Genomic DNA, 14,809 nt, shown 5'->3' on the forward strand with positions numbered 1-14,809 from the left:
ACCCCGGGGGAGATTTGGGGGCCGCCACACCACCCACCCCACCACGAAGGATGAAAGAGGCCGCGGCGGGCCCCCCCCCCCCCCGCGGCCCCCCCCCGCCCCCCCCCCCCCCCCCACTTTTGTTCTATTTCCATGCCGCTCCCCGGGGGGCCCGCCCCGGGGGGCGGCAGGCTGGTCGAGGATCATGTCTTCGCCGACGCCATCGCCCGCGTCGCCAAGGCCAATGAAGGCGGGACGATCACCGTCTTCGAAATCCTCACCGCCGTCACGTTCCTGCTGTTTTCCGAACATCCGGCAGATGCCGTCATCATCGAGGTCGGCCTCGGCGGCCGCTTCGACGCCACCAATGTCATCACCGAGCCGGCAGTATCGGTGATCATGCCGGTCTCGCTCGACCACGAATCCTTTCTCGGCGACCGTGTCGAACTGATCGCTGCCGAAAAGGCCGGCATCATCAAAGGCGGTTGCCCGGTGGTCATCGGCGCGCAGGAGAGCGAGACGGCGCTTCAGGTGCTTATCGAAACCGCCGAGCGGCTCGACTGTCCCGCCTTCGTCTATGGCCAGGATTTCCTCGCCTTCGAGGAGAACGGCCGCATGGTCTATCAGGACGAAGACGGATTGATGGACCTGTCGCCACCGCGGCTGCCGGGTCGCCACCAGTTCGCCAATGCGGCGGCGGCGATTGCGGCGGTCAAGGCGGCGGGCTTCGAGATCAGCCATCGCGTCGCCGACAAGGCGATGGCCAATGTCGCCTGGCCGGGGCGGATGCAAAAATTGCCGCCAGGCAGGCTGACGGAACTGGCGCCGGCGGGCGCCGACATCTGGCTCGACGGCGGCCACAATCCGGGCGCCGGCGTGGTCGTCGCCGAGGCGCTGGCCGAACAGGAGGAAAAGAACCCACGGCCGCTGTTCCTGATTTCCGGCATGATCAACACCAAGGACCAGAGCGGTTATTTCCGCGCCTTCAAAGGTCTGGTGCGGCATGTCTACACGGTCCCGGTGAGCCTCAGCGAGGCTAGCGTGCCAAATGACGAACTGGCGGTCCGCGCCGTCGAGGCTGGCCTGTCGGCTGAACCGGTGAGCTCCGTTGCCAATGCGCTGATGCTGTTGCGCGACACATGGGACGGACCGCCGCCGCGCATCCTGATCGGCGGTTCGCTCTATCTGGCCGGCGCGGTCCTGGCCGAAAACGGCACGCCGCCGGTTTGATCTTTGCCGGTGCCTGAACCGCAAGTTGTCCGCGCAACGCGGATACTGTTTCGCGCGCGAGATCGACGAATTCTTCTGAGAAGCTCAGCCGTCGTGGGCGCTTTTCACGAGGAGCCGGATTGCTGCGTCATTGTGCTTCTCTCGACAGTCTGCCTTCGTCGTCGATCAGCGCGAGCTGCGACGGGGGATCATCGCCCCATTTCCATAGAACGAGGTTGAGGTCCGTCTCGACAGAGCCGGCCACAAAGCTGCGAACGAGCAAGGCTTGATAGCCTTTCGCGATCAATCGGCGTGCCAGAGCCTGCGTTCTTGCTTCTCCGCTTGCCTGCATCTGATCCCGCCAGGTGCTGTCAGCAAGAGCTGTTGCATCCAGCCCTTCTTCTTTGAGCGCGGCCTCGTCCCGGCTGTCGAAAACACTTGCGATTTCGGCGTCATAGGAAACGAGCGTCGTCGGCTGGAGATTGCCGACCTGATTGGCCTCGCGCAGAGCGATCATGACGGTCAGCGACGTGTAGAGCGCCGGCATGCTTTTCGGGTTGAAACGCCCGCCGAACAGTGCGGCGCCGCGCCCTGAGAGCGGTTCACGTGCGTAGATCGGGTTGATCGCCCGAAACAGTTTGCCGCGATAGTGCATCAGCTCTGTCAGGCGTGAACGCCGGCATCGATCGCATCGACATATTCAAGCACCTCAGCGGCCCGCCCGCCGCGCACAAGCTGCATGGCCGTCTGCCCCGAAAAGCCGGGCAGAGGCTCGGACCGGTACCAGGCATACGCCATCAGCGCGGAGCCAAAGCGCGGTTCGACCTTGTTGATGATTTCAATCATCTCGCGCAGGCGGCGCTGCGTCTTGTCGGAACGGATGCGTTCCTTGCGCTGGACGGCGTCGCGACCGAGCCCGGCAGTTCGGGCCACTTCCTCGCTGGTGGTGCGCAGCGCCTCGGCAATTTTTCGTGGGGCAAAGAACCCACCGTCCGCGTACTGGACCAGAGCCATTTCCACATTCCTTTAATTCACGCATGTTATGACGCAGTATAGCGTCAATATGAGTGGCATTCAAGGCGGGCTCTACGGTCCCGCCTCAACCGGAGATGCCGCGAGGGTCCGCTCCCGGTCTACTTCAGCTCGATCTCGATGAAGGCGTATTCGCTTTCATTGGCGCTGATGACGTCGTGCTCGACGCCTTCCTTGCGGAAATAGGGGGCGCCCTGTTTCATCTCGGCAAAGGATTCGCCGTCCTTGGTCACGATCTTCAGCCTGCCGTCCATCAACGGCACGATGACATAGTCATGGCCATGGCGATGCCAGCCGGTGTTGTCGCCGGGCTGGAAACGGTATTCGGTGACGATGACGCGTTCATTGTCGATGAAGACGGTGGCCTTGGCGGATCCGGTCATGGGGTTCTCCTGTCTTTCCTAGAGCGGTTCAGCTTTGATAGAAACGCTGACCCGCTCTAAGTGTTTGTTTTTACGCAATTCCTCAGGGAAAGCGCTACGCGCTTTTCCCGGGAAAACCGCTACGCACTTTTCCTGGGATTGCTCTAAGCAGAAGACATGGAGGCATCGCGCGCGAGGGCCAGCGGCGTTGAGCGATAACGCCAAAGAAAAGCCCGGCGCGATGGCCGGGCTTGTCTGCGGAATTTCGGGTCGGATCAGGCGAGATTGCCGTTGATCCAGTGCGACAGCGCCGTCTTGGGGGCTGCGCCGACCTTCATGTCGGCCATTTCGCCGCCCTTGAAGATCATCAGCGTCGGGATCGAGCGCACCCCAAACTGCGCGGCCAGCTCGGGATTCTCGTCGATATTGAGCTTGGCGATCTTCACCTTGCTGCCGAGTTCGATGGCGATGTCTTCCAGCGCCGGCGCGATCATCTTGCACGGGCCGCACCATTCCGCCCAGAAATCGACCACGACCGGCTCCTTGGCGTCAAGCACATCAGTCTGGAAATTGCTCTTGTCGACCTTGACGGTGGCCATGCGAAAATCCTTTCGAGAGTTATTGTCGCACCAAATGTGGTGGTGATCGTGCCCTTCTTCAAGCAGCTGTTGTGTCACGCTCCCGTGAGTCGGGCAAGAGCATCGTCCATGGCCGCCGGTGGCAGCTCGATCAGCCGTGGCGCTTCCGTGAACAGCAGCGCCGCGGAGACCTCATGGCCGGGGTAAAGTGGCTTGAGCAGCGCGCGATAGAGCGCGAGTTGCAGAACGTAGGCTGGCGGAACGTCTGCCAAGCTTGCAGGCGCCGGCCGGTTGGTCTTGTAGTCGACGATTGACACCTTGCCTGATGTGACCGCCAGCCGGTCAATCTTGCCGGAGATGGAGCGTAATTTGCCCTTCACCTCCAGGCTGCCCATGATCGCAACTTCGGCGCGCGACGATGATGCGAACAGCGGCGCGAAGCGGCTGTCGGCAAGAATTGCCGCCACCGAGGCCAGGGCCTTGTCGCGCTCGGCATCAGGCCATTGCGCGCCGGCCCGCCTGAGATAGCGCTCCGCGGCAACCCGGCGTTCGGCCTCGGCAATGCCGGGCAGCATCTGCAGCAATTTGTGCAGCGCCAATCCGCGCATGACCGCAAAGCCGGGCTCCGCCTCGGTGTCCAGCACCGGCGAGCCTGTGTCGATCACGGCCTCCTTGGCCTCGTCGACCAACGCCGAGGCACCGGACGGCGACAGTGGCCGCGGCAGGTCCTCGAAGGGCGGCAAGGGTTGGAACAGGCTCTTCGGCAACGGCTCGAACTGTTGCGTCTGCGCCGCCTCCTCGGCAGCAGCATGTGCGACCGGCGGCAATTTTGTCACGTGAAACCGATGCACCGTCTCGCCGGTGGCAGGGTGCTGCCGTGCAGCGCTTTCGGGAGCGCCGACCAGCGCGCGGCTGACGATCGAATGCCAGGTGCCGGCATTCGGCGCCCGCTTGCCGTGATAGCCGCAGACGATCAGCTGGTCCTCGGCGCGGGTCATGCCGACATAGAGCAGCCGACGGTATTCGTCGTCGGCCAGTTCGCGAGCGCGGACCGAAGCGGCCCGCGAAAATCCATTGGCGACATCGCTGGCCGAGCGCCAGAGATAGCCCTTGCCGCCCCAATGGTCGCCCGAGCCGTCGAACGGCATCAGCCTCGGCAGATGCTGGTCGCTGAACGGAGCGGAACCGCCATCGACCAGGAACACGACAGGCGCCTCCAGGCCCTTGGCAGCATGCACGGTCATGACCCGAACCTCGTCGCGGGTCTGGTCCATTTCGCGCTTGATCTCGGGGCCGGCATTTTCCAGCGTTGACAGGAACGATTCTAGTCCCGGCAGGCCGGTCCGTTCCTCGGCCAGGCAAAAGCTCAGGAACTCGTCGAGGATGTCGCCGGCCTCCGGCCCGAGCCGCGCGATCATTTTCTTGCGCAGGCCGTCGCGGGCGAGAGCCCCGGCATAGAATTCGAACACCGGCTTGAAGGCGGCTTCATCAGACCATGTGTCGAGTTGGGCAATGATTGCGGCCAAGGCAGCGCTTTCGCCGGCCTGCCTGCGCAGCGAAGCGATCAGCGAGAGACCGGACGGCCGCTCGCCCGCGAGCGCAAAAAGCATCTCTTCCGAAACATCGAAAATCGGGCTGCGCAGCACGGCGGCCAGCGACAGATCATCCTGCGGCTGGATGAGAAAGTGGCCGAGCGCGACCAGGTCCTTCACCGCGATATGGCCGGGCAGGCTGAGCCGGTCCGCGCCGGCGACCGGGATGTCGCGGCGCTTCAGCGCGCGCGTCAGCGCGTGGACGAAACGATCGCGCTTGCGCACCAGCACCAGGACATCGCCGGGTCGAAGCTTCTTGCCACGGCCTTCGATGATCTCGCCGGCGCCGATCCAGCCGGCAATGGTCGCCGCCACGTTTTCGGCAACGCGCACCGCCGGCGCACGAGCGTGGTCGACGGCTTGCGTCCAGTCGTCGGGTTCATCGACGACGTCTGCACCGAGCGACGGCCAGACCTCGACATAACCCGGCGCATCAGTGCGGATCGCCTTGTGGTTCAGCGGGTCGGGATCGTGGCTGATGCCGCGCCGCACGTTCGGGTCGGCAAATACACGGTCCACCGCCGCGAGCACGTCGTCGGTCGAGCGGAAGGACCAGGTCAGCTTGAGATCGGCGAAAGCGGCGTTGGCGTCGCGCACCCTTCCGGAAAACAGCAGCCTCGAGTCGGCGAAGGAATCGGGCGCCGCTCCTTGAAAGGAATAGATCGACTGCTTTTCGTCGCCGACGGCAAAGACCGTGCGGTGAACATTGTCGCGCGCGCCGAGCCCGGCAAAGAACTCTTCCGCCAGCCGCTTCACCACTTCCCATTGGTCGGGACTTGTGTCCTGCGCCTCGTCGAGCAGGATATGGTCGATGCCCTGGTCGAGCTTGTATTGCACCCATGGGCCGGCATCAGGCCGCGCCAGAAGATTGACCGTTCGGGTGATGAGGTCGTTGAAGTCGAGGAAGCCACGGGCGCGCTTCAAGTGCTCGTAACGGGCGATCAGCCAGTCGGCGATGGTCAGCGCGGCGTGCGTGCCCTCAAGCATTCTGAACAGGGCCAGCCGGTCGGAGATTTCGAGGATCGCATCGGCCGCCGCCAGATAGCGCTCGGCAAGATCCGGCAACCGGTCAAGCAGCGCCTTCTTGAAGGTCTTTGCCGGCTCATAAGGCTCGCCATCCGCCCGCAGAAAGGCCTTTGCCAGCAATTGCAGCCGGCGAACCGGATCATCCTCGGCGAAGGCAAGACGCGCATAGGGCAGAAGATTGTTCAGCACGAGGCGGGCATCGGCGGCTTCGGCGGCGCGGGCAAAGGTGATGAAATAGTCCGGCAGGAAGCCCGGCAGCGGCCAGACAGACGCCGCCAGGCCTTCGGCGGTCTGGCCGGCGCGAAACCTGAACTCGTCGAACAGCGCCCGGAAGCCATCGCCGCCTGCCGCGCTTATGAAGGCGCGCAAGCCGTCGCGCTTGCGCACGATCTCGGCAAGCAACGCGTCGAGCCCGTGTTCGCCGCCGCGTTCCAGAATGGTGGCGAAAGCCTCGGCCAGCCCGGCATCGCCGGCGGCAGTGCCCGAGATCATGCCACGGCGGGCGGCGGCGAAGAGCGACGCCTCCATCTGCGGATCGAGCATTTCGAAATGGGCCGGTATGTTGGCTTCCAGCGGGAACTGGTGCAGCACCGATTCGCAGAAGGCATGGATGGTCTGGATCTTCAACCCGCCCGGCGTTTCCAGCGCCTCGGCGAACAGCCGGCGCGCGCGGCGCATGGTTTCGCGATCGGGCTGGCGGCCGTCCAGCGCCTCTATCCTTGTCGCCAGTTCCGCGTCGTCAAGCGCTGTCCATTCCGACAAAGTCGAAAACACCCGGTTCGACATATTGGCGGCGGCGGCGCGGGTGTAGGTCAGGCACAGGATCTTCGACGGATCGGTGCCGCGAAGCAGGAGCCGGATGACGCGCTGGGCCAGCACATGGGTCTTGCCCGATCCGGCATTGGCCGACACCCAGGCGGAATTTTGCGGGTCGGAGGCACTTGCCTGGCTGGCGGCGGTATCGGTCGGGATGGGATAGGCCTTCTTCATGCCTCCCCTCCCTCATCATCGGCGTCGCCGTCGGCAGACCATTCGAGCACACGGGCGAGATGGTCGTAGTCTCCATCGGTCTCGCCCTCACGGAAGGGCAGCGCGCGCGACAGATAGAAGGTCGCCGGGTCGGCATAGTGGACCAGCAGTTTTTCGAGCCGCGCCCAGGCCTCCTCGGAAAGATCGGCGGCGGTTCGCGGCTTGCGGTTGTGTTCGAGGATGGATTCCTCGAACACCTCGCCATTCGGCTTCAGCCTGATGAAGGCCAGTTGCGACGGCTCGCGCGGGCCAAGCCCCTTGAAGGCGCCGCGCCTGAGCAGCGCGCCTTCGAGCGCCAGTTGCGGCGAAAGCAGCGTATGGGCCTGTGCCTTGGATGGCGAGGAGCCGGTCTTGTAGTCCAGGATGTCGGCCATGCCGCCGGCCAGGAGGTCGACGCGATCGGCATAGCCCGACAGCGTCACGCCGGACCGGCCGACGCCGGTTTTCTCGGCGCGCTCCTCGGCATGCCGCATCGTCACCGCGGAGGCGCGGCCGCGCTCCCATTCGACGATGCCGGCGGCGAGCTTTTCGAAGCGCGGCCACCATACCGCCTCGACATCGGGAGGAAGAGCCGCCTCGGCAAAGCATGCGCGGCCGGCGGCGATGAGACCGTCCAGCGCCTCCGGCACAAGCGGATCGGCGACCGTGCGCGAAAAAAGATGCAGGATGGCGTGGAACAGCGTGCCGCGCTCGGCGGCGCCCGGGTCGCGGATGACCGGATCGAGCGGCATCAGGCCGAGAATCCTCCTGGCATAGATCGCATAAGGATCGCGGCGCAGCGTCTCGATTTCGGTGACGGAGAAATGCTGCGGCCGCACGGCCAGCGGCGGCTTCGGCTGCGGCCGCGGCGCGAAATCTCTTCTTTCGCCGGCATCGAGCGCACGTGCCCAGGACAGGAGCTCATCGCCGCGCCGGCGTAGCACCGCCGCATGATCCTTGCCGATGAAGGTCAGGAGGCGCTGCAGCCAGCGCGACGGCACCGCCGGCGCGTCGCCGGAGCGGGCGGAGCGCGCCAGCACCACTTTCTTCGCGCCCATCGCCATCTGGAAATCATGGGCGGCCAGGCCGATGCGCCGTTCGGGCGGTTCGAGATCGATGCCGGTCTTCATCAGCCGCGACATGAAGCGGTCGCTTTCCGGCTTGCGCGGCCATACGCCTTCGTTGAGCCCGCCAACGACCAGCGTGTCGACATTCTGCAACCGGGCTTCCAGCGCGCCCCAAATGGCAATGTTCCTGTCGGTGCCTTGTGCCGGCTTGACCGTCTCGGGCGCGATCAGCGCGTCCATCACATCGGGCCATTCGTCAGCCGCGAAGGAGAACGACACCGAGGCGGCGACCAGCCCGCGCAAGAGCTCGGCAAGTTTCTCGCCGGCATCGCCCGCATAGAGTTCGCTCACGCTGCCGTCCATAGTGCGGCCTAAGCTTTCGAGCACGACGACACTGGCCCGGGTCAATTCGGCAAGATTGGCTTCGGCTTGACTGCGAAAGGCAATCAGCGGTGCCAGTGCCGCGGCAAGGCGGACGAGCAATTCGCGGGCGCCTTCGATGTTTCGCACGGTCAGGCGGGAGAACCAGAAGGGCGGCCGGGTACTGCCCAGGCCGGTGAGGCGGGCCTCGAAGAGCTCCGGCAGCGATGCTATGTCGGGGCGGCCGGTACCGCCGCGCAGCGCCACCAGTTCGATGATCTCCGCCGCATGACGGACGCTTGCGCGCTCCATGCCGAGGCCAAGCAAGGGATGCTTGAGCAGCGACAGCAGGGCGACCGGATCGCCGGGGCGGAAGGCGGCCTGAAGCACCAGCCTGAGCAGGCCGGCGGCTGGCGTGTTGATGAGCGGCGTGCCGCCAGAATCGTCGGCGACGACGCCGAAGCGCAACAGCTCGACTGAAACGCGCCGCGCCAGGGCGCGGTCGCCGGTGACGAGCGCTGCGCGCCGACCAGGCTGCTCGACGACGCCTTTGAGCGCGACGGCGATCGCCACGGCTTCGTCGCGCTCGCCGGCGGCTTCGAGAAGCGTCACGTCGGCGAAGGCGTCGGTGATGTCTCGGGCTGTAAAGCGGAGCCGCGTCCGCGTCCACAACTCGGTGGTTTCGGCCGGCCGCAGCGCCTCGCCAACAAGTGCGGCGCGCAGCGCGAGCGGCCTTTCGGCAATTGCGATCTCCTCGACATCGCCGCGCAGCACGCCGATCTTGCCGACCAGTTTTGCCAGGCCGTATTGCGGATGGCCAAGCAAGGCAGGCCGCGCGCCGGGTGCCGCGATTGCCTGGAAGGACGGCTCGTCCAGCGTCGTGTCGAGGCCGGGCAGCACGACAGCGCCGCCGGGCAGGCCAGCGATCACGGCAAGCAATTCCGCCGTGGCCGGGATCGATCCGGTGGAGCCGGCGGCGATCACCGGCCCAGTGGGCGGGTTGCGCTTCAGCCGCGCCGCCTCCAGCCTGATCAGCGCATTGCGATGCGCGGCGGGGTTGGAGCGGTTGCGTTCCTCCAGGATATCTGGCCAGTTTTCGGTGACGATGCTCAGGAAGTCGAGCGTCACTTGCCACCAGCCGGCGAGATTGCCGGTCACCAGATCGGCGAGCCTGGTCCAGTCCGTGCCTTCGGTCTCGATCTCGTCCATCAGCCGGGCCAGGTCGCGCGCCAGCCAGATGGCGTCGGCGGCGGATGCCGGCACAACGATCTCCTCGTCGAAAAGCGCTGCGACATGGGCCGGCAGGCGGCGCTTCCAGGCGCGCACCAGCGGCGCCAGCAGCAGCAGCCGCTCCATCGCGGCGATCGGCGGCGCGAGATCGATCGCTGCCGATGCATCGGCCTCGAATGCAGCTTCGTCCTCGTCGAACTCGCCAAGCGGGCGGATGACCGGCAGAATCGCCGAACGCCCGCCGAGACGGTCGACGAAGACGCCGCGCAGCGCCCGCGCAGCGCGGCGCGTCGGCACGTAGATGGTCGCGTCTGCCAACGCCAGCGGGTCGCCATCGAACCGGAAGCCGGAAACGAGCCGCCCTGACAGCAGGGCCTCGGCAAGCGTCGGCAGGAACGGCGCTCCGGGCGGGATCGAGAAAACGCGGCGGGAGCCGCTCATTTGAACTCGGTAGGAGCGCTGGTCAACTCAGTAAGAGCGCTGGGCGACCGAACAAGAGCGGCGGCGACCGCGGCTTCCGCAAGCGGAATGGCATCGGGCGTGCCGACGGTGATCCAATGGCCCTGCATCGCTATGCCGAACAGGCGCCCAGTGGCAATGGCGGCATCGAAATAGGCGTTGAGCGAATGCGGCCCGGCCGGCGCATCCCTAAAAAGGCGCGGATGGACAATGGCCGCACCTGCATAAATCAGGCCTGCCGGATCGCCCTCCGAACGCCACAAGGCACCGTCGGGCGCCATCAGGAAATCGGTACCGCCGCTGTGTCCGGTTGCTGACTTGATATCTGCGAGCATCAGCAGAATATCCATTTTCGTCGCATCCCATGCAAGGGCGAGACGAGCAAGGTTTGGCGAACCGGCATCGATCCAGAACGTGTCGGCGTTGACGATGTAGAAGGGTCGTTCCCCCAATTCCGGCAAGGCATGGACAATACCGCCGGCGGAATCGAGCAGTGCTTCGCTTTCGTCCGATATGACCACCTTCGGCGCATTGCGCCCGGCGACATGCGAGACGATCTGCGCAGGGAAATAATGGACATTGACGACAGCCTTGGTGACGCCTGCCTCGGCCAGGCTGTCCAGGCCCCAGTCGAGCAATGTCTTGCCCGATATCTTGACCAGCGGTTTCGGCATCGTATCGGTGATTGGCCGCATGCGCTTGCCAAGACCGGCGGCGAGCATCATCGCGGTTTTGGGGTGCGCCGTCACAGCGCCCGCTCCTCCAGCAAGCCGTGGGCGATGTAGAAATCCCGGAGGCTCGCCAACGCCGGATGCGCCAGCGCCCGCCGGAGATAATCGCGAATGCGCGGCAGGTGTTTTAGATAATAGGGCTTGCCGTCGCGCTTTTCGAGCCGAACGAAAATGCCGAGTATCTTCGAATTGCGTTGCGCGGCCATGATCGCATAGGTCTCGACGAATTCGTCTTCGTCAAAGGCGCCGGTCTTATGGCGGGCGGCGATATAGGCTTCGAGCGTCCGCTTCTCGATCTCAGGCGAAACCGTGACGCGCGCATCCATGGCAAGCGAGGCGAGGTCATAGGCGGACGGACCGACCAGCGCATCCTGGACATCGACGATCCCAAGGCGGTCGTGACCGGTACGATTGCCGCGCCAGATGATGTTGGGCGAATGAAAGTCGCGCAGCATCAGCGTGTATTCGCGCCCTTCCAGCAGGTCGAGTACCGCATTCCACTCGCTGTTATAGCCGGCGCGCAAGGCATCGCTTGCCGGGCCGCCCGATATCGCCGGCACATACCAGTCGAGCAGCAATTCGGCTTCGATCATCATGGCGTCGCGGTCGAAAGGCGGCACGTCGTGAAAGACGCCGGGCGCGGCCTCCATGCGATCGGGCCATGTTTTGCCATGCATCATGGCCAGCAGTTCGGCCGCCGCCTCATAGCGTGCGGCCACCGGCTGACCCCGCTGGCCGAGAAATCCCTCCGAGCCGAGATGCTCCAGGAGAAGAAAGCCCTGGTCCAGGTCCTGCGCGTGGATCTCCGGGACGCTGACGCCGCCGGCCCGCAGCGCGCGGTCGATGGCGACGAACGCCGAGACGGATTGCGCCGTGTGGGCGATCACCGCATAGGGCTTGCCGTCGCGGACCGGCGGCCCGAGCACCAGCCGCGGCGAATTCATCAACACGCGCGGCGGCAAGCCGGCCAGCGAGACGATCTCATAGGAGCGGGCCGAGGCGTCGCCGATAAAGTATCGTCTCTGCGCTTCACCCCATCCGGCCTCGTCCAGGAAATCGCGCATCGCCAGCGATCGCGCCGCGCGCTCGAAGGCGGCGCCTTGTCCCGATAATCTCGCCAGGCGCCCGTCGCCCTGGTGGATCAGTTCGATCAGCACTGAAGTCTTTGGCAGATAGTGCTCTGCCCGTTCCGGCCATTCGACCAGGGCAGCGCCTTGCGCCAGTGCCTCGTCGAAACCCAGTTCGTCCAGTTCGGATGCCGAGGACAGGCGATAAAGGTCGAAATGATGGACGGGAACGCGCGCCTCATAGCTCTGGACGAGCGTGAAGGTCGGGCTCGGCACATCGAGGCTGGAATCGTCGGCCATTGCCCTGATCAGCGCCCGCGCCAAACTCGACTTGCCGGCGCCGAGATCGCCTTTGAGCGCCAAAACGTCGCCAGGGCGCAGCGACATGGTCAGGTCCTCGCCCAGCCTTGCGGTCGCAGCCTCGTCGGCGAGAAAACGCTCCAGCACCACGCCTGCCATCGAACGCGCTACTCGGCCGCCGCGCGGATGCCGGACGGCGTATCGGGAAAGGCACAAATGACCGTGGTGCCCTTGTCCTTGCCGGTCTCGATGCGGACGCTGCCGCCATGCAGCTCGACAAAGCTCTTGACGATCGACAGGCCGAGGCCGGCGCCGCGCCGGCGGCCGCCATTGGTGCGCGGTTCGAAACGACGGAACACCGAATCGAGCAGGTCCGGCGGCATGCCAGGACCATCGTCATGAACGGAGAATTCGACGCCTTCGGCAAGCTGGCGGCAGGCGAGCGTGATGGTGCTCGCCTCGGGCGCATAATTGGCGGCGTTGCTCAAGAGATTATAGAGAATCTGGCGGATGCGGGTCTCGTCACCATGGAAGGTCTTCGGCGCGGCGGCCGCTTCGATCTTGAGCCTGATCGCATGCTCCTCCAGCCGGTCGGCAACAAGCTCGGCGGCGGCGGCGATGGTCCGGTCGACATGCACTTCGGAAATATCGAGCTGCATGATCCCGGCATCCACCGTCGCCAGGTCGAGGATGTCGTTGACGATGGTGAGCAGGACCGAGGAAGACGAACCGACATGCTCGACATATTCGCGCTGCTTCTGGCTCAATGGCCCGGTCGACGGCAGCGAGAGAAGCTCGGTGAAGCCGATGATGTTGGTCAGCGGCGAGCGCAATTCGTAGGAGACGTGCTGCACGAACTCGTTCTTGAGCTGATCGGATTTTTCCAGTGCCTCGTTTTTGTCCTTCAGCGCCCGCTCGACATTGACGCTGTCGGTGACGTCGACGAAGGTCATCATCACCTGCCCGTTGGGCAGCGGGATCATCGCGTAGCGCAGCACGGTGCCGTTGTTCAATTCGGTCTGGCCGTGGCGGTCGCGGCGCTCATCGTCGAAACCGGTGATGGCGGCAACGAACCCGCCCCAGGGACTGTCGGCGGCACGCCGGTCGCAAAGATCGCGGATCGTCGAGACGTGGACGGTGGGCTTGGCGGCGTCGGTGTCCAGTCCCCAAAGTGCGGCGAATGCCGGGTTTGACAATCTGAGCCTTCCGTCCGGGCCGAACACGGCCACGCCTTCGGCAAGATTGTCGAGCGTCTCGCCCTGGACCCGCACCGCGGTTTGGTAGCGGCTTTCCAAGTCCATCTTTTCGGTCAGGTTCTCGAACACCCAGGTGACGCCGCCCTTGGGCTGCGGATTGGCGACGACACGGATGGTCTTGCCGTCCGGCAGATGCCACCAATGCTCCTGCGACTCGACCGCGCGATAGGCGCCAAGCAGGCTCTCCTTCCAGCGCCGCCATTCGGGCTGCTCGGCGATCTTGCCTTCGCTGCGCAGCCGGTCGAGCAGCAAGGCGTTGTCGGGAGCGCTGTGCAGAAAACCGCTGTCGAGACCCCATAGTTTCTGGAACGCCTGGTTGAAAAACCGCAGTTTTTCGTCGGCATCGAAAATCGCCACGGCGGTGTTGAGCTGATCGAGCGTGTCGGCATGGCTGCGCACTGTCCGCTCATATTCGCTACGGATCGTTTCGATGGCGCTGGTGTCGCAGGCAAGACCGGCCGAACCGTCGGCGCCGGCAAAGTCGGTCACGGCGAACATGCGGCGGTCGCCTTCGATCACGGTGGAAAGCGCCTGCTCGAAGACGGGATGCGACTTGTGCTGCGCAGCGATCGCGTCGCGTGCCTGGCCACCGAGGAATTCCTTCGCGTCGCGCACCGCCGCCTCGGCGCTTTCCGCTTCGACTGCCTTGGCATAGGCGCGGTTGACCCATTTCAGCCGCCCGTCGGCCGTGCGCAGCCATGACGGCATGCCGAGCGCGTCGAGCAGGCCGATCATGGTATCGTGGTCGGCGGCGAGGCGCTGGTTCTCGATCCTCAGCCTGGCCTCGCTTCGCTGCGTTTCAGAAAGCGAGACGAAGCGTACAAGCACGTGTGCTGCGCTCTTGCGCCCGTGCACTTCGAGCGGCGCACCGATCTGCGATTCGATGACGAGATCGAATGACTTCGCTTTGTCCCGCAGTCCAGCCACGGCATGTTCGAGCGCCGCCGCCGAGCGCGGCATCAGCCAACGGCCGAAGGCGAGGAAGGCGGCACGGTCTTCCGGGGCGCCGCTCTCGATCGGCAATGTCCCGACGAGCTCGGGTTTCTTGTTTTCCGAGGCCCATACGATAACACGCTGGTCGCGCAGATTGAGCAACGCCTCGGAGCGCCGCAGCGCAGCGTTGACGTCGGCCAAACGGGCTCTGAGTTCGACGTTCTGAGCGGCAGTGCGCGCTCTTTCACGGATCAGGAAAATAGCCGAGACAAGTGCCGCGCCCATGACACCGACAAACATGGCCAGTTGCATGACCTCAACCGTGCTGACCGACAGCCCGGCTTTTTGCGCAGCAACCGTTTGAGCATGTGCCGCGAAGCCGAATAGCGGACCTGCGAGCGCGGACGAAGCAAGCAATTTCCCGATGCGAGTGCCAGCGCGCCACAGAGGGCTTCCGCCTCTGGCAGCGGAACCGGTGGCACCTGAATCGTTGCGGCCGCCGGAAACGGCCTGTCCCGCGCAAGGCGGGTAATCCCCCGGCATGTCCTGGTCCTCTTCGCCGCCTGAATGCAAGACCGCCCTGATGCGGGTATCGGCCCTCGTCCCCGAACCCGCGAATC

General features: G+C 65.0%; 10 protein-coding genes. 1 reads left to right on the forward strand and 9 read right to left on the reverse strand.

The window, feature by feature from the left end; genetic code table 11:
* Positions 1 to 132 precede the first annotated feature (132 nt).
* On the forward strand, positions 133 to 1,209 hold the full coding sequence (locus tag AC0L26_RS12900) for a bifunctional folylpolyglutamate synthase/dihydrofolate synthase (RefSeq protein ID WP_473632868.1): 1,077 nt from the start codon (positions 133 to 135) through the stop codon (positions 1,207 to 1,209).
* A gap of 127 nt (positions 1,210 to 1,336) precedes the next feature.
* Here AC0L26_RS12900 and AC0L26_RS12905 read toward each other — a convergent pair whose 3' ends face one another.
* The 9 genes from AC0L26_RS12905 to AC0L26_RS12945 form a co-directional block, all read right to left on the reverse strand.
* Positions 1,337 to 1,843, reverse strand: a complete 507-nt coding sequence (locus tag AC0L26_RS12905; protein WP_473632869.1) for an RES family NAD+ phosphorylase — start codon at positions 1,841 to 1,843, stop codon at positions 1,337 to 1,339.
* 8 nt (positions 1,844 to 1,851) lie between these two features.
* A complete protein-coding gene (locus AC0L26_RS12910) occupies positions 1,852 to 2,202 on the reverse strand; it encodes an MbcA/ParS/Xre antitoxin family protein (RefSeq protein WP_473632870.1) in 351 nt (116 codons plus the stop codon).
* 119 nt (positions 2,203 to 2,321) lie between these two features.
* Entirely contained in the window at positions 2,322 to 2,603 is a 282-nt protein-coding gene (locus tag AC0L26_RS12915) for a cupin domain-containing protein (RefSeq protein WP_352926777.1), read from the reverse strand.
* Positions 2,604 to 2,857: 254 nt separating this feature from the next.
* On the reverse strand, positions 2,858 to 3,181 hold the full coding sequence (gene trxA / locus AC0L26_RS12920) for a thioredoxin (protein WP_027152031.1): 324 nt from the start codon (positions 3,179 to 3,181) through the stop codon (positions 2,858 to 2,860).
* 74 nt (positions 3,182 to 3,255) lie between these two features.
* Positions 3,256 to 6,768, reverse strand: coding sequence for a double-strand break repair helicase AddA (gene addA, locus AC0L26_RS12925; RefSeq protein ID WP_473632871.1), 3,513 nt, complete (start codon positions 6,766 to 6,768; stop codon positions 3,256 to 3,258).
* Positions 6,765 to 9,884 carry a double-strand break repair protein AddB gene (gene addB, locus AC0L26_RS12930; RefSeq protein WP_473632872.1) on the reverse strand — a complete coding sequence of 1,040 codons (3,120 nt, stop codon included), beginning with the start codon at positions 9,882 to 9,884 and terminating at the stop codon, positions 6,765 to 6,767. The genes addA and addB overlap by 4 nt, the downstream gene beginning before the upstream one ends.
* On the reverse strand, positions 9,881 to 10,651 hold the full coding sequence (locus tag AC0L26_RS12935; RefSeq protein WP_473632873.1) for a nucleotidyltransferase family protein: 771 nt from the start codon (positions 10,649 to 10,651) through the stop codon (positions 9,881 to 9,883). The genes addB and AC0L26_RS12935 overlap by 4 nt, the downstream gene beginning before the upstream one ends.
* On the reverse strand, positions 10,648 to 12,159 hold the full coding sequence (gene tsaE, locus AC0L26_RS12940) for a tRNA (adenosine(37)-N6)-threonylcarbamoyltransferase complex ATPase subunit type 1 TsaE (protein ID WP_473632874.1): 1,512 nt from the start codon (positions 12,157 to 12,159) through the stop codon (positions 10,648 to 10,650). Before tsaE ends, AC0L26_RS12935 begins: the two co-directional genes overlap by 4 nt.
* Before the next feature lie 8 nt (positions 12,160 to 12,167).
* On the reverse strand, positions 12,168 to 14,732 hold the full coding sequence (locus tag AC0L26_RS12945; protein WP_473632875.1) for a sensor histidine kinase: 2,565 nt from the start codon (positions 14,730 to 14,732) through the stop codon (positions 12,168 to 12,170).
* Positions 14,733 to 14,809 lie beyond the last annotated feature (77 nt).

Source organism: Mesorhizobium sp. WSM4823, from assembly GCF_055811195.1.